Source organism: Herbaspirillum sp. AP02, from assembly GCF_015767275.1.
Taxonomy (GTDB): Bacteria; Pseudomonadota; Gammaproteobacteria; order Burkholderiales; family Burkholderiaceae_D; genus Herbaspirillum.
Map to the genome: position 1 here is coordinate 62,200 of NZ_JADWMY010000014.1, position 15,090 is coordinate 77,289.

17 protein-coding genes are annotated in these 15,090 nt (G+C 59.5%); 5 read left to right on the plus strand and 12 right to left on the minus strand.

All coding sequences use genetic code 11. The features are described from left to right. The first annotated feature begins 4 nt into the window (after positions 1 to 4). Positions 5 to 484 carry a nuclear transport factor 2 family protein gene (locus tag I5R65_RS21895; protein ID WP_180669479.1) on the plus strand — a complete coding sequence of 160 codons (480 nt, stop codon included), beginning with the start codon at positions 5 to 7 and terminating at the stop codon, positions 482 to 484. Positions 485 to 503: 19 nt separating this feature from the next. On the opposite strand, the gene I5R65_RS21900 is transcribed toward I5R65_RS21895, so the two are convergent. Next, positions 504 to 674, minus strand: coding sequence for a hypothetical protein (locus I5R65_RS21900; RefSeq protein WP_180669481.1), 171 nt, complete (start codon positions 672 to 674; stop codon positions 504 to 506). Between I5R65_RS21900 and I5R65_RS21905 the strand changes: the two genes are divergently transcribed. Both I5R65_RS21905 and I5R65_RS21910 read left to right on the plus strand, forming a co-directional pair. Further along, positions 673 to 852 (plus strand): hypothetical protein, encoded by a 180-nt coding sequence (locus tag I5R65_RS21905; RefSeq protein WP_180669484.1) that lies wholly within the window; start codon positions 673 to 675, stop codon positions 850 to 852. The two genes, I5R65_RS21900 and I5R65_RS21905, sit on opposite strands and share 2 nt — an antisense overlap. Before the next feature lie 15 nt (positions 853 to 867). Next, complete coding sequence (locus I5R65_RS21910) at positions 868 to 1,599, plus strand: ABC transporter substrate-binding protein (RefSeq protein ID WP_180669486.1); 732 nt, start codon at positions 868 to 870, stop codon at positions 1,597 to 1,599. A 163-nt stretch (positions 1,600 to 1,762) separates the two neighbouring features. Here I5R65_RS21910 and I5R65_RS21915 read toward each other — a convergent pair whose 3' ends face one another. From I5R65_RS21915 to I5R65_RS21960, 10 genes are all read right to left on the minus strand, one after another. Next, positions 1,763 to 3,046 carry a TRAP transporter large permease gene (locus I5R65_RS21915; RefSeq protein ID WP_180669488.1) on the minus strand — a complete coding sequence of 428 codons (1,284 nt, stop codon included), beginning with the start codon at positions 3,044 to 3,046 and terminating at the stop codon, positions 1,763 to 1,765. Continuing rightward, positions 3,043 to 3,636, minus strand: a complete 594-nt coding sequence (locus tag I5R65_RS21920; RefSeq protein WP_180669490.1) for a TRAP transporter small permease — start codon at positions 3,634 to 3,636, stop codon at positions 3,043 to 3,045. Before I5R65_RS21920 ends, I5R65_RS21915 begins: the two co-directional genes overlap by 4 nt. A 22-nt stretch (positions 3,637 to 3,658) precedes the next feature. Next, a complete protein-coding gene (dctP, locus tag I5R65_RS21925; protein WP_180669492.1) occupies positions 3,659 to 4,693 on the minus strand; it encodes a TRAP transporter substrate-binding protein DctP in 1,035 nt (344 codons plus the stop codon). A gap of 7 nt (positions 4,694 to 4,700) precedes the next feature. After that, the gene (locus I5R65_RS21930) at positions 4,701 to 5,852 is read right to left on the minus strand and encodes a CaiB/BaiF CoA-transferase family protein (RefSeq protein ID WP_180669494.1); all 1,152 of its coding nucleotides are present in this window, start codon (positions 5,850 to 5,852) and stop codon (positions 4,701 to 4,703) included. Further along, positions 5,849 to 6,799: a hydroxymethylglutaryl-CoA lyase gene (locus I5R65_RS21935; RefSeq protein WP_180669496.1), complete on the minus strand. Its 951-nt coding sequence runs from the start codon at positions 6,797 to 6,799 to the stop codon at positions 5,849 to 5,851. The genes I5R65_RS21930 and I5R65_RS21935 overlap by 4 nt, the downstream gene beginning before the upstream one ends. A gap of 234 nt (positions 6,800 to 7,033) precedes the next feature. Continuing rightward, entirely contained in the window at positions 7,034 to 8,023 is a 990-nt protein-coding gene (locus tag I5R65_RS21940) for a LysR family transcriptional regulator (protein ID WP_180669497.1), read from the minus strand. 205 nt (positions 8,024 to 8,228) lie between these two features. Further along, complete coding sequence (locus tag I5R65_RS21945) at positions 8,229 to 9,212, minus strand: M14 family metallopeptidase (protein ID WP_180669499.1); 984 nt, start codon at positions 9,210 to 9,212, stop codon at positions 8,229 to 8,231. Further along, positions 9,209 to 10,573, minus strand: a complete 1,365-nt coding sequence (locus I5R65_RS21950) for an MFS transporter (protein ID WP_180669501.1) — start codon at positions 10,571 to 10,573, stop codon at positions 9,209 to 9,211. Before I5R65_RS21950 ends, I5R65_RS21945 begins: the two co-directional genes overlap by 4 nt. 278 nt (positions 10,574 to 10,851) lie before the next feature. Further along, a complete protein-coding gene (locus I5R65_RS21955) occupies positions 10,852 to 11,766 on the minus strand; it encodes a LysR family transcriptional regulator (protein WP_180669503.1) in 915 nt (304 codons plus the stop codon). Positions 11,767 to 11,832: 66 nt separating this feature from the next. After that, positions 11,833 to 12,804 (minus strand): 3-hydroxyacyl-CoA dehydrogenase NAD-binding domain-containing protein, encoded by a 972-nt coding sequence (locus tag I5R65_RS21960; RefSeq protein WP_180669504.1) that lies wholly within the window; start codon positions 12,802 to 12,804, stop codon positions 11,833 to 11,835. 178 nt (positions 12,805 to 12,982) lie between these two features. Here I5R65_RS21960 and I5R65_RS21965 point away from each other — a divergent pair, with 178 nt between their 5' ends. Together I5R65_RS21965 and I5R65_RS21970 are read left to right on the plus strand one after the other, a co-directional pair. Then, positions 12,983 to 13,141, plus strand: coding sequence for a DUF5993 family protein (locus tag I5R65_RS21965; protein WP_180669506.1), 159 nt, complete (start codon positions 12,983 to 12,985; stop codon positions 13,139 to 13,141). Between the two features lie 15 nt (positions 13,142 to 13,156). Beyond that, on the plus strand, positions 13,157 to 13,789 hold the full coding sequence (locus tag I5R65_RS21970) for a disulfide bond formation protein B (protein ID WP_180669508.1): 633 nt from the start codon (positions 13,157 to 13,159) through the stop codon (positions 13,787 to 13,789). 109 nt (positions 13,790 to 13,898) lie between these two features. Here I5R65_RS21970 and I5R65_RS21975 read toward each other — a convergent pair whose 3' ends face one another. Further along, positions 13,899 to 14,978 (minus strand): porin, encoded by a 1,080-nt coding sequence (locus I5R65_RS21975; protein WP_180669510.1) that lies wholly within the window; start codon positions 14,976 to 14,978, stop codon positions 13,899 to 13,901. Positions 14,979 to 15,090 lie beyond the last annotated feature (112 nt).

Below are 15,090 nucleotides of genomic sequence, written 5' to 3' on the forward strand. Positions count from 1 at the left end.
TATCATGTCATCCAATACTGAAGTTCGTCCGCCCCTTCCGCCGTTCACCCACGAGTCCGCCATTCAGAAGGTGCGCCTGGCCGAAGATGGGTGGAACACCCGCGATGCAGCAAAAGTCTCTCTTGCCTACAGCCTGGATACGCGCTGGCGTAATCGTGCCGAGTTCGCCAACGGCCGGGACGAAGCACGCGCCTTCCTCGAGCGCAAGTGGGCCAAGGAGTTGGAATATCGCCTCATCAAGGAACTGTGGGCATTCAACGGAAACCGCATTGGCGTGCGCTATGCCTATGAATGGCGCGACGATTCCGGCAACTGGTTCCGCTCCTACGGCAACGAGAACTGGGAATTCAATGAAGACGGGCTGATGCAGAACCGTTACGCCTGCATCAACGACCGGCCCATCACTGAAAGCGAAAGGCTGTTCCGCTGGCCGCTCGGACGTCGCCCCGACGATCACCCCGGCCTGTCCGACCTGGGACTCTGAGCTGGTCTCGCCGTCGCGCCTACTTCGGCCCGGCCGTACGCAAGTCCGGCGCGACGACACCTCTGTCTTCCTTGATGCGGATGAACACGGTCATCAGGAATGCGATGAGCAGCAGACCTGAGAGGAACATCAGCCCGGTGCCTGCCGAGTGACCTTGCGCCTTTACATAGCCAATCAGCGATGGGCCCATGCTGTCCTATCGCTCCATGCGACAGCGCGACCGCTACCCGGAGCATTGCCGGCAACATCTGCATGTACTCGACCTGCTGGTCAAGGAGCGCAATGATGAAGCCTCGGAGTTCATGAAAGAGCAGCTGCAATACACCCTGTCGTCGATTTCGAAGATCGGGGACATTCTGAAACCCTAGCCGACCACTGACACCATGAATCCGACTCCCGCCGTCCGCTCCGCATTGACCCCGACTGGCAAGCTGCTTGCCTCCATCAACCTGGGTAACCCCATCCTCGCAGGACGTGATGCGGAAGGCCATCCCTGCGGTGTATCGGTCGACCTGGCGGGAGCGCTGGCACGTGCGCTGGACGCAGAACTGGAATTGGTCGTGTTTGATGCTGCCGGCAAGTCGGTTGAAGCGGTCGCGGCAGAACAGGCCGATTTCGGCTTCTTCGCCATCGACCCTGTGCGGGGTCAGCAAATCGCCTTCACGGCGCCCTATGTGCTGATTGAAGGCTACTACCTGGTCAAGAATGAATCGCCGCTGAAGACCAACGACGAAGTCGACCGTGCCGAACATCGCGTCGTCGTCGGCAAAGGCAGTGCCTATGACCTTTACCTGACGCGCGAACTGAAGAACGCCACCATTCTGCGCTCGCCGACCTCCCCCACTGTGGTCCAGCATTTCCTCCAGGAAGCTGCCGAAGTGGCTGCCGGCGTGAAGCAACAACTGGAGCATGACGCCGCTCGAATCGGCGGACTGCGCCTGCTCAACGAACGCTTCATGGTGATTCAGCAGGCCATGGGTACACCGAAGAGCCGCGGCACGGAAGCAGCTGACTTCCTGGCCGCGTTTGTGGAGAAGATGAAGGCCTCAGGCTTTGTCGCCGAGGCCTTGAATCGTCACAACATCAACGGTGCATCCGTTGCTCCCGCAGCATAGCTCATTCCCCAGGGTCACCAGCGGCGCCGGTGACCGTAAGGCCGCGACTGTCGTTCGCCAGCTTCGGGCAGCACTCACCTTCCTATACACAGCCCCTATTGCGCTGGTCAGTAGCACGTGTACTCACCGCTCGGCATCTGCAATCACGACAACCACTGCGACTTTATCTGATGAGCTGAGAAGGCAACCATAAGGCAATTTGCGGAAAGACCATCACCAGCGCCAGCATGAACAACATCAAAAAAGCGTACGGGATGGCGCCCCTTGTAATCTCGCTCAAGGACGCGGATGTAATGCTCTTGATCGTGAACAGGTTCATCCCCATTGGCGGCATGATCAGCGCCAGTTCCAGCTTGATGACCAACAACACGCCGTACCAGATCGGATCGATATGCAAGTACTGCAACACAGGCAGAACCACCGGGGTCGTCACCAGGATGAGCGCTACGCTTTCCAGAAAGACCCCGAGGAGAAAGAGAACCACCATCAACAGGATCAGGAAACCATAGACGCCAATATCCATCCGCGTAATCCAATCTACCAATTGCTGTGGAATATGCAGCTTGGTCAGCACGTAAGCAAAAATGGCTGCACCACCCACTACCATGAACAGCATTCCCGAGGTCTTGGCGGCATCAGCAGCTGATTCGAAAATGGTTTTCAGACTCACGTTACGGTAGACCACGATGCCCACCAACGTGGCCAACATTGCGCCTATCGCAGCGGCTTCGGTCGCCGTAAAGACACCACAATACATGCCTATCAAGACCACCATCGGAAGAGCAAAGGCCCATGCCGCCTTCCTCAGCGCAGCAAGCGTTTCCGATACACTGGCCCTGGGCTCCCGGCGCACCGGCGTTGCGCCGCGAACATTGCTCCACATGCTCCACCCGATGAACACAAGACCCATCAGCAGTCCCGGGATAATTCCCGCCATGAAAAGGCCTGCGATCGAGGTGTTGGTGATGACGCCGAAAAGCACCATCGGGCCTGACGGAGGAATCAGGATACCCAGGGTCCCGCCAGCGGCCACCAATCCATAGGCCAGTCTTGGTGCATAGCCGAAACGGATCATCTGTGGAATCGCCACCGCACCGACCGTCAGTGCGGTAGCCACGCTGGAACCCGAAATGGCAGCAAACAAGGTACAGGCACCCACGGTGGCAATGGCCAGCCCCCCTGGCAGATGCCTGGTGAGCACGTACGCCGTCTCATATAGATCGTCCACGATGCGGGAACGGATCATGATGTGCGCCATGTAGGCAAACAGGGGAATGGTGACGAGCACGTACCGACTGATGTCGTGAAAAACGAATTCGCTTACCGGACCCAGTTCTCCTTGCAAATACAGGAGCGCGCTACCGCCTACCAAAGCCAGACATGCGAAAACGGGAATTCCGAGAAACAGCAGCAGCAGTAGCGAAATACCTATCATGGATGCGATCATGATTTCTCTCCTGCTGCCGAAAAATGGCCGCCCAGATCCGGGAGTCCGCAGAGCAGGCGCAGTATGGCTTCCACGGATACCAGCAACATCAACGACGCACCCAAGGGAATCAGAAGCTGCACCTGGTAGAGAGGTATCTGGACGTTTCCGCTGGTATAGATACCGAGCATTCTCGAAAACTCTGCCGTCTCCCAGCCGTTGATCATCAGACCAATGGACACGACCCCGACCATGAAGAAGCCGAGCAGGCTGAGTTTCTTTCTCGTTGCGTCATTCACCTTTGCACTCAGGGTATCGGCCGAAATATGCTTGTCTTCTCGCAAGGTCGCGCCTGTTGCAAGCATCACGATTGCCGCCAGCAGAAAACCCGCGACGTCATCGACCCACGTCGGCGCTGCGTTCAGGCAGTAACGCATGAAGACCGCGTAGCATACGAGCGCCATGGAAAGTATCACTCCCAAGGCAGCCAATCCCAGCGCCGCATTGACGATGACGGAAACGATACGCTCCATCCTCAGCAGCCATGTTGCAGCCGCCCGCGCCGACAGCGGTGGAGCCGCGGGTAGCGCTTTTTCTTGCTTGATAGGCATTTTTTGTCAGTCCATTGAGCCGTCACAACTGGTTGATCAATTCGATTATTTTTTCGCCATCGCTGGCAGACGCCTTGAATGCCTTGACCACGGCAGGCTGCATGACATCTGACAAGGCCTTTTGCTGGGCCGGGTCGAGAACCGTGATTTGCATGCCCTTTTCTCTCAGTTCGGAAATGAGTGCTGGCGAAATCTGATCATTCTTTGGAAGCAGTCTGACCTCTGCGGTGCGTGCCGCTGTCTCGATGGATTTCCGGATATCCTCAGGCAGGGAGGACCACCAGCGCGGATTCACGACGAGATTGGCATAGACGGTCGTGATCGGAGCTACCGTGCCGAATTTCTGCGCTTCGTAGTAGCGGCGCGAATAGGCTGCGGCGACACCGGTGTAACCGGCGTCGATCACTCCCGCAAGCAATGCCTGATAGACCTCCGACCCTGGCATGGAAGAAGGCGACGCACCCATCGCGATCAGGCCTTCATCTGTCAACTTGCTCTGTCCGCGTATCTTGATCCCCCTGAAGTCGGCAGGTTGAATCAAAGGCTTCTTCGCCGAAGTGAAGATCGCCCAGTTATCATCCAGCAGCCATCCAATATTCACGACCCCTTTTGATTTCAGCTTGGTATTCAGGTACTGCGCTGCGGACGATTGCGGAAATCTCTGCAACTGCTGCGCGCGCGACAACATGAATGGAATGCTGGTAACCGCCATCTCCGGAATGGTCGCGCCCCAGGAGATACTGAGAATAACGGCGGCCTCTATATCGCCTTTGGCTACAGCGGCGTGATTCTGAGTCGCCTTGAAGAGTTGTTCCGCACCGAATAACTGCACGTCGACGCGGCCTGCGCTGGCAGCCCTGACGTCCTGGGCGAATTGGTCCAGTGCCTTTGCCACCTGGTGCTGCGGCGGATATTGATGACTAAGTCGCATCGTATAGGGCGCGGCAAAGGACAGGGAGGCGATGATGGACAGCAAACTGCCGGCTGCCAGGTTTCGGATTAGCGCATACATAGTCGTTTCACCTTTGAAGTACCTGATTTTTCGGTTGATGGTCATGTGTAACTTAGTGGCCTGGGATACCGTTCAAGGTGTTCAGAATCTCCTCCGAATGTTCTCCGACAGATGGAATCGGTCGTTGCACACCCAGGCGACGCCCTTTCATCATCAAGGGAAGCAGAACTGCCTTGGACACGGAGCCATCCTCGACCTGCATATCGACCAGTCCGCCACTTTCGATCAGGTGCGGATCGTCCAGGAGCTGATCCGGCCGTTGGATCGGTGCATAGGGAAGTTCCGCTTTATCCAGTTTTCGAATCAACACGTCGTAGTCCTGCTCTCGCAGGATCGCCCCCAGTCGCTCCAATAACTGCGGACGGCAGCCCACACGCTGAGCGTTGGTACGCAATCCCGGGTCATCCCGCAAGTCCGGACGCTCCAATAGTTCACAGAGCGTCAGCCACTGCTTGTCGCTCACCGCAGCAACAAACAATTGCCTGCCTCCGGCCAGCGTGAAGACGTCATACACGCCCCAAGCCGAAGCGCGCGAGGGCATCGGGTCAAGTGGTACGCCGCTCATCTGGAATTGCTGCATATGTTGAGAACTCAGCAATGCACAGTTCTCGTAGAGCGCGCTCTGGATTTCCTGGCCCCGCCCGGTACGCGCCCGTTCGTGCAGCGCAGCGAGCACGCCCATGGCACCGAACATTCCACCCATGATGTCGTTCACGGATGCACCGGCGCGCAAGGGCCGGCCAGGCAATCCCGTCATATACGCCAGCCCTCCCATCATCTGGACCACCTCATCCAGTGCCAGACGATGTTCGTAGGGACCGTTCAAGAAGCCTTTATGCGCGGCGTAGATCAAGCGCGGATTTTCTTCGTTCAGGGATTCATAACCCAGACCCATCCTTGCCATCTGCCCAGGGCGGAAATTTTCCAGCATCACATCCGCGGTGGAGATCAGCTTCCTGGCAGCAGCCAGATCGGACTCCTTGCCCAAGTCGAGTACCAGGCTTTTCTTGTTTCGATTGAAGGTCCGGAAAAAGCCCATCCCCAGTCCTGGAAGGCGCCGTGTCTTGTCGCCGCCCGGCGGTTCGACCTTGATGACCTCGGCGCCAAGATCAGCCAGGATCATCCCGCACGTCGGCCCCATCACCATGTGACTGAATTCGATGACGCGGATACCCGCGAGCGGGAGAGTGTCGGTCGAGTTCATTGCAGGCGCCCTCCCTGATTGCTGCCATTCCCATCCGACCAGCGCGGCAGGCCGGCCTGCGCCACGAACCCGAATAGTTTTTCCTCTGGAAGAATGCGGGCCAGCAGCTCCCTGAGCTTGAGGAGACTGGCGATATCAATGGAGGTAGCGTAGTGCATGCTATCGAGCATGAAGACCAGATCCTCAATGACGATATTGCCGGATGCCCCGGGTGCATAGGGGCAGCCACCCAAGCCGGCCAGGGAGGCATCGTGTCTCCCAAGGCCTCGCTTGAGCGCGACCAGGGCATTGGCCAGCCCCAGGCCCCGGGTATTGTGCAGATGTGCGCCGATCAGGCGCTCGCCGATCACGGCTTGCAGACGACCGATCAACTGATCCACCTGGTCCGGACTGGCGTATCCCACGGTATCCCCCACACTGCAGGCATCCGCGCCTGCCTCGATGGCGCGGGATGCAATCTGGCAAACCAGATCGGGCTCAACGCTACCTTGCAAGGTACAACCGAATGCCGTCGTCAGTCCGATGAGTATCTTTGCCGGCGATGCCATCTCCAGGCGCAATTCATGGATGGCGAAAATGGTGTCCACCATTTCCTCCGGACTCTTGTTGACGTTTGCCTTGCTGTGCAACCGGCTCGCGGAGATCGGCATGACGATCTCGCTCACCCCCGCTTCAAAGGCCAGTCTGGCGCCTTTCAGGTTGGGAATGACCGCGCTCACGTTGAGATCGAGGTAGCGCCGTGCGTGACGTACGACCTCGGCCGTATCCGCCATGGCGGGTACCAGTTTCGGATTGACGAAGGAGCCCGCCTCGATGCTGCGGATTCCGGCGCCATACATCGCGTCGAGAAGCTCCAGCTTGTCCTTGGTAGGAACCACTTGTGCAATGGATTGCAGGCCGTCACGCAGCGTGACGTCGTGAACTTGTATCTGTCGAGGGAGGCTCATATGTGTTTTGCGTTTAAGAATGCTGACACATATTCAACGACCGCCTCACCTCCTACAAGCAACGCTTTGCAATGACTGGCATCGCGAAAAAAGATGGATGGATCGACTGCTACGGTTGATACGCTTTCGAAGCAAAGAAAGCGATTTTCAGGACAAAAAATACCACCGCCCCAGATTGATGCACCCAACCACGCGCGCGCACCAAAAATAGTGCATCAGGATGGTACGTGAAAGTCAGGCTGGCTTGTCCATCGGCGCAGAGCGATCCTGATCACCTTGCTCATTGAGAAGATGATGCAAGAGCGCTTTGGCGCCATGGGACATGTTGTCGCGATTTTTTACGCAGATCACCATATTGCGCTGCGCCCACGAATCGGAGAGCGGGATGACGGACAATCCCAATGCGTCGACATCGCCATTGATCGCCTCAACCGGCAGGATGCCGACGCCAACGTTTTGCTGGATGGCCCCGCGCGCTGCATCAAAATGGGGAACCTGCAATCTGAAATTCAGCTTTTTCCCATCGCTGGCTGCCATCAACTCCAGAAAGCGATTCAGAGAACCATTGCGCACCAATCCAACTTGCGGGAGATTAATCGTCTGACGAAAGCTTATTTCCTTGAGCCCGGCAAGGAAATGTGACTTCGAAACAACAAGCGCGAGGTGATCTTTGCGAAACGGGATCATCTCGAGATCGCCACCATCGACCAAGTCCCGACAGACGCCAAAGTCGGCGGTCGAATCATTGACAGCCCGGACGATTTCTTCGGACAGTCGCTCCTCGATCTTGATCTGCATGGATGGATGATCTTTCAGAAACGAAACAACCGCCCCCGGCAGGAACTCGTGAATCGACGACACATTGGCGTAGATCGTCACCTGCGCACGGCTTCCGTCGCCATAGCGGCTCAGCTCCGCGTACAAGGATTCCCAGCCGTCGATCAATATCTTGGCGTGCCGCAACAGCACAGTCCCCGCCTCCGTGGTTTCTACGCCGCGTGGCAGCCGCTTGATCAGGGCTGTCCCGACCAGTTGCTCGATCTCGGCCAGGCGCTTGCTGATGGCGGAGGCGGCAATGAATTCACGGCGGGCAGCCTTGGCAATACTTCCCTCCTCGCACACCGCAATAAACAGGCGAAGTGACACCGGATCAATCTGCCATTTGTGCGACACCTTGTCCTTCAGCGTCGATTTTCCGCGATTCAAGAGATTCAATTCATTCATCGTCCGTCCCTTTCCTTCCATCAAACCTGTCGATCCTGGCGATCTTTCAGAATCGAGGCTTCATGCAATTTGTGTACCGGCCCGGAACGACGGTCAAGACAATGGACGACTCTGGTCAGCATGGCGCAATACGGAAACACAGAAGCGATCCGCCCCCTGGCCGAGCAAAAGGCACGCGGTCGCTAGGGCCATGTCTGCGTGCAGGTTAGCGGACGACGATATATCCCAGCCGCGCCACGGTGACCCCGGGCCCGAGCTGGCGCAGGGACGGCATAACGATGACGCAGTTGTCATAGGGCGTGACGAATTCCCGCTCACCTTCGCGGGCGATGACGGTCCCGGCCCTGGCGATGATCTCCATGCCACGATAGTCTTCGGTAAATTCCAGGTCATAGGACGTGGCCACCACCGGCTCGGTCACCTTGATAACACGCTGCGCTACCGTTTCGCCGGCTGACATGAAGGCCATCAGAGCGGCCTTCTCCATCACGCCGGTCGCGATCAGGAAGCGGCAGGCCGAGTCCATCGCGACATCCCGGCTGCGCGCGGAGAAGTGCTGGCCGGTCTCGATGAGCAGCGCATTCTTCGCGCTGGCAGGATCGCCGAAGCCGCCGTAGTCGCGCATGCGCACACCATTCGGGTGCCCGACGTCGACGATCACATGTTCCGGCGCTCCGACCTCCGCGGCGAAGCGGATGCCCTTGTCCAGGGGACCACTCACAATCAGCGGCACCGCCTCTTCATGCATGGAATGCAGATCGAGCATGTAGTCGACCGGGTCGATGACGGGGCGCAGCTGGCGTGCACGACGCAATTCCACGCTGTCGTCGGCGCCATCCAGGCGCGCAGGCGACCAGACCCGGTTCATGTCTTCATCGATGTAGCGCGTCGCATCCGGGTCGCGGGCGTCGAAGCGGCGATAGGCGTCGACGTTGGCAAAGCCCAATGTGATACGTCCCTTTACCGGCTTCAGGCCGGCTTGCAGCAAGCGGTCGACGGTGATCGCGCCGCTGACCTCGTTGCCATGCATCAGCGCCAGGATCATCACGTGCGGGCCGGCGACGCCGCTGTCGATGCTGTGCACGTAGTCGACACCGGTGTTGCCGTGCTGCCACTTGGTGATGTCGGGAAAGGCCACTTCGACCGGATATTGCTTCAGTGCGGCGCGTACTTGTTCCAGGGTTTTCATTCAACAGGTTCCAGCTTGATTGATCGGGTGCGTTCGGTCCGGCGACCCAGCACGATGACTGCCGTGAGGCTGATCAGTGCGGTCGCCATGACGTAGAAGCTCGGTGCCATGTTGTTGGCGCTGGCCGCGATCATCCAGGTCACGATGAGCGGGGAGAAGCCGCCGAACAGGGTCACGGAAAAGTTGTAGCTCAACGCAAGACCCGTGCCACGGGTCTGGGTCGGGAAGATATCCGACAGCAGGGCCGGGATCGGACCCAGGCAGGCCGCGATCAACACGCCGACGATGCCCTGTACCGCAATCAGCGTGGAAATGGTCGGCCAGGTGTTGAGCAACATGAACAAGGGATAGGAACTCAGCCCGATCGCCGCCATGGCGATGGTCAGCACGCGGAAGCGCCCATAGCGGTCCGACAGGGTGCCGAACACGGGTGCCGTCAGCATCAGTACCAGTCCGGTGATGAGGGCACCGATGAAGGAGGAGGTCGCAGGAATGTGCAGTTGCTTCAATGCATAGGTCGGCATGTAGAGCTTGTGCACGTAGTTGAACGCAGTGGCACCGGCGACCACGCCAATGGCCAGCAGCAGCTTGGCGCGATCACGTACCAGCACTAGTACCAGCGGTGATTTTTCGGCCTGGGTCGCTGCTGCCGCGACCTTCTTGAATTCCGGTGTTTCATCGATCTGGCTGCGGATATAGAGACCCACCGGACCGACCAGCAGACCGAAGCAGAACGCGACGCGCCAGCCCCATTCATTGAGTTGCGTCTCGGTGAGCAGATAGCTGAGCAGCGCACTGACGCCGGCGGCCAGTACCGTGGCCAAGCCTTGCGTAGACAATTGCCAGCTGGCGAAGAAGCCGCGTCGTTTGGCGTCGGCATGCTCGACCATGAAGGCCGTTGCCGCACCGAATTCACCGCCGGTGGAGAAACCCTGCAGCAGGCGCGCCACGATGATGATCAGCGGCGATGCGATGCCGATCTGTGCATAGGTCGGCGCGAAGGCGATCATCGCCGTGCCGACCATCATGATCAGGATCGATGCCGTAAGAGAGGCCTTGCGACCGGCGCGGTCGGCGTAGGAACCAAGCACGATGGCACCGAGCGGACGGATGACGAATGAAATCCCGAAGGTGCCCACGCTGAGAAGCAAGGAGGTCGTGTCATCCTGGGCCGGAAAGAACAGCTTGCCGATCACCACCGCAAAGTAGCCGTAGATCAGTAGATCGTAGAACTCCAATGCGTTGCCGATGCTGGCGGCACAGATTTCCTTCCACGGATTCCTGCGTTTGGCTGCGTGCGGTGCGGTGGGGCTGGTGACACTGGTGACACTGGTGGCGGATGATTCCAGTTCGGCTGACATGCGATGGCTCCCTTTTTTATCTCGGAGCGGCGCATCGCTGCTGCACTGGCAATCGTGGCTGCGCCGCTGGTTCTATTTGCCTCGCACGCCTGATCTGTCTGGAGCAGAGCACGCAAATAGTGCGTATCGCACACTGTTTGCGCACACTTTCCAGACACATCGGAAGGCATGCCGAGAACGTCGAGGGAGTATAGGGAGCCGCTTTTTCTGCTGATTGCCGTTTCGGCACAAGCCTGTGCTTTTTGCTACAGGATGCGTCGGCGGCGAACCGAAATCACTCACGCCTGGTCGATGGCGTCGGAGGAAACACCCTCCCAGATGGCATTGACCAGTGCATTGTCGTTGCCACGCATGCGATAGAGGGAAATGTCGAAGTTCACGCGCATGTCCGGCTCGCCGATGATCTTCAGGCGGTGCTCGCTGAGGTCTTCCTGTACCAGCCGTTGGGGCAGCCAGGCCACGCCGGCGCCGCGACGCGCCATCTCGTGGATGGATTCGTAGGAGTCGGCTTCATACACCTTCCGCAAGGGAATCTTCCTGGACAGGCCCGCCAGATGCTTGGCCAGTACACCGCGTAAGGTCAGCGACTGCGAGAAGCCCAGCCAGGGAATCGGCGCCAACGTACCGGCAGCAGGCAGCTTGAAGCGTGCACGCCCCTTGGCATCGACGGCGGCCACGGGCAACAGGATCTCGCGTGCCAGTGTCAAGGACTCGTAGCGCATCGGATCAATCAGCAGACGCGTCGTCGGACTGGAATAGATCACCAGCAGATCGGCATCCCCTGTACCCAGCCGCAGGATCACTTCCTGTGCGCCACCGGTGCTGAGCGACACCGGAAAAGGCCCGAAGCGCTGGTTGATGCTCTCGTACCAATCCGGGAAAAAAGTCCGGGCCAGGGTGCGCCCGGTGGCCACGCGCAAGGTCTTTTCCACTGGACTGGAGGCGTCCTGCAACTGTGCCCTGGCAGCATGGAGCACGTCGGTCGAATGCGTGGCCGCATCCAGGAACAGCCTGCCCGCTGCGGTCAACGACACCGGATGCGTGCGCGCCACCAGCTCGGCGCCGACCCATTGCTCCAATGCCTTGATGCGACGACCGAAGGCGGGGTGCGTAACGAAGCGATTCTCGGCGGCACGCGAAAAACTGCGCGTGCGTGCCAGCTCGATGAAGTCTTCCAGCCATATCAAATGCACATTGCCACCTCTGGAATTTGGCGTTGACGATACTCGACCATCCTGCTTTTCCGGCGCCCTTCCCTCTCAGGGAATGACCTTGGCCCGGCCCTTGGCCGCCAGCAGTTGCACCAGCAACTGATCGCGCTCGGCGGCGATGGCGGCCGAGGTCTTGCCTGCCATCTGCTCTTCCACGCCGGCGCGGATCTGGGCCTTGAGGGCATCGGTGATGGCGGGTGTGCCGAGATCGGCCCACCAGCTCTCGATGGGGGGCCCCAGGTGGTCCAGCATGTGCTGGATACCGCCCTCGCCGCCTGACATGTGCAGGTTCAGATAGGGCCCCATCAAGGCCCAGCGTAGGCCGGGACCGTAGGCGATGGCCGTGTCGATGTCCTCGGTGCTGGCCACACCCTGCTCGACCAGGTGGAAAGCCTCGCGCCACAGGGCCGCCTGGAGCCGGTTGGCGATATGCCCCTTGACCTCCTTGCGCACATGGATGGACTTCTTGCCGATGGCGGTGTAGAAGTCCAGCGCGGCCTGCACCGCCTCGGGCGAACTCAGTTCACCGCCGATCACTTCCACCAGCGGGATCAGATGCGGCGGATTGAACGGGTGACCCAGCACCACCCGGCCGGGATGATGGCAGGCCGCCTGCACCTTGCTCATCAACAGGCCCGAGGAACTGGACGCCAGCACCACGTCCGCCGGCAGCAGCGCATCCATGTGACGGAACAGGTCGATCTTGAGGTCCTCGCGCTCGGGGCCGTTCTCCTGGACGAAATCGACATCGGCCAGCGCCTCTTCCAACTGTACCGAAAACTGCAGTCGCTCCTGCGAGGCGCCGGGTGCCAGGCCCAGCATTTCCAGGCTGGGCCAGTGGCGCGCTACCGCCTGACGCAGCTTCTCTTCGGCACCTGGCATGGGATCGGTGGCCGATACGTCCAGACCTTGCGCCAGGAAATAGGCCACCCAGCTGGCACCGATGACGCCGGTGCCTACCACGGCAACGCGCCGCACGCCGTGCTTGCCACGGATGGCACCGGATGTTGATTCTTGCATGTGTGTATCTCCTCTTCTTGCCCTGATGGGAAGCAACGTTAACTCTAATAAAGTAATGAATTCTCGATTTTATTCGAGGGATTTTAGCGAGATTCTTTCTGGCCTTCAGCTACGATGCCGTACAAACCATACAAAACAATAAATCGGACACGAATCCGAACCAACCCCAGGCGCTTTCATGTTCTTGTACATCCCCTTCCTGCTGGCATTTCTGACCGTCCTGGTGATCGCACTGGGTTGGAGGTCTTTAAGCAATAAGCTATGGTTGGCAAGCGTGGGCGTTACCCTGTGGTGGTTCAGCCAGCATACGCAAGGCAACCTGGGCCTCGTGCTCTGAGCACAGGCGACCACCATGGACCGTTCCATCGTCTTCAAGCCACGTGAGCCGGTCATGCCGGGAGGCGTCTTCCTCAACTGTTTGTGCCTGCTGGCCGTCAGCGGCTGCCTGGGCCTGCTACTGTACTTCCAATGGGTGCGGCAGGAACCGCCCTGTCCACTCTGCCTGCTGCAACGCACGGGCATCATCCTGACCGGCATCGGCTTCATGCGCAACCTGCGCTTCGGCGTCAAGAGTTCACACTATGGGATGTCGCTGATCGGCGCCCTGCTGACCGGCGTCAGCGCCCTGCTGCAACTGGCACTGGAGGGTATGCCGGGCGGGCATGCGCACGGCGCGATGCTCCTGGGACTGCATTTCTATACCCTGTCGGCGCTGTTCTCGCTGGCGGCGCTGGTCACTATCGCGGGCCTGCTCGGATTCAAGAGTGCTGAGTACCCTGGCACGCTGCTGCTATTGCAAACGGTGGAAAAACCGTACGAGCAGCGTCGCATTCCCTGGTGGCGCATCACAATGTGCGCAGCCTTCATCGTGCTGGTCGGCGCGCATCTGGCGTCCAGCATGGCCGACTGCGACCCCAACATCTGCGATGAAAACCTGATCGATCGCCTGCAGTTGCAGACCATCGGGTCCACGATCATGCAGTAAAAAAAACGGCGCAGCCCGCTGACAAGCAGGATGCGCCGCTCAAAGAACGACTCAAGACTATCCGGGCCAGCGGCTTTCGCAACCGGCCCTTGCCACACGTTTCAATGCATCAGAAGCGGTGCTGCATGCCCAGCGACATGCCGAACTGGCTATTGGCGAAACCGACGTCGTCACGCGAAAGTCCGACCAGCTGGTTGTTCTTGGCCTTGGCGTAGGCCGTGCTCAGGTACAGGTCGGTGCGCTTGGACATCGCGTACTTCAGGCGCAGCGAGTACATGATCGGATCGGCATCGTTGGCCACGTTCTTGATGTTCTGGTAATAGATGGCACCGATCACGCTCATGGCCGGGGTGAACTTGTAGGTCACGCCACCCCAGATGAAATCACTGCGCAGGTCGGTGGCACCGGTGGCCAGGCTCTTCTTGTAGTAGCGGTAGCCCAGGTTGAACTTCCAGGCATCCGACAACTGGTAGCCGGCCGCCAGGTGGGCGCTGGTGGCGCGGTCATAGGCGACGCTGCTGGCGGTGGTGCTGTTGACGCGGTCGTAGGTCGCGGCCAGGCTGAACGGACCCGAACCCCAGCCCAGGCCGACACCATACTTGGCACCGTTGCTGGTGTCGCCGGCCACTTCGCCGAAGCCATACATGGCACCGACCTTCACGCCCGAGAATTCACCCTGGTACTTGACCAGGTTGGACACACCGGTAGGCATGCCATCCTTGCGGCCACCGGTGGCGCCGGCCGAGGTCACCCACGAATAGTTGGCCGAATAGCCCATCGGGTCGAAGGGCAGGATGAAGTCATAGGTGGTCGAGAAGGAGCGGCCCATGACCACGCGACCGAAGCCGCCTTCCAGGCCCACGGTGGACTGGCGATTGAAGAGCTGGTTGGTGTCGCCGTCGAAGCTGCCGGTGTCGAGCTTGAAGCCGTTTTCCAGCTGGAATACGGCCTTGAGGCCACCGCCCAGGTCTTCCGTGCCACGGAAGCCGATGCGGGAGGTGTTCATCATGCCCGAGCTCAGGCGCACGACGTTGTTGCCGGCGGCGTTGGCGTGGTTGACGAATTCCACGCCCGAATCGATCAGGCCATAGACGGTGACCGACGATTGCGCCTGGGCGCCGGTCGTGGCCATGGTGGCGAGGGTGGCGAATGCAGCCAGCATGCTGGCGGCGAGGTGATTCCTTTGCACTGAGGTCTCCTTGGTTGAAAGCTTGGATGGTTTGCGTCGGCGCGGACAGGCCGTGCGACGTCTTCTGGTATTGCGCCCGGCCGTGCCGACGAGCCGGCCGGACGAGCGGAAG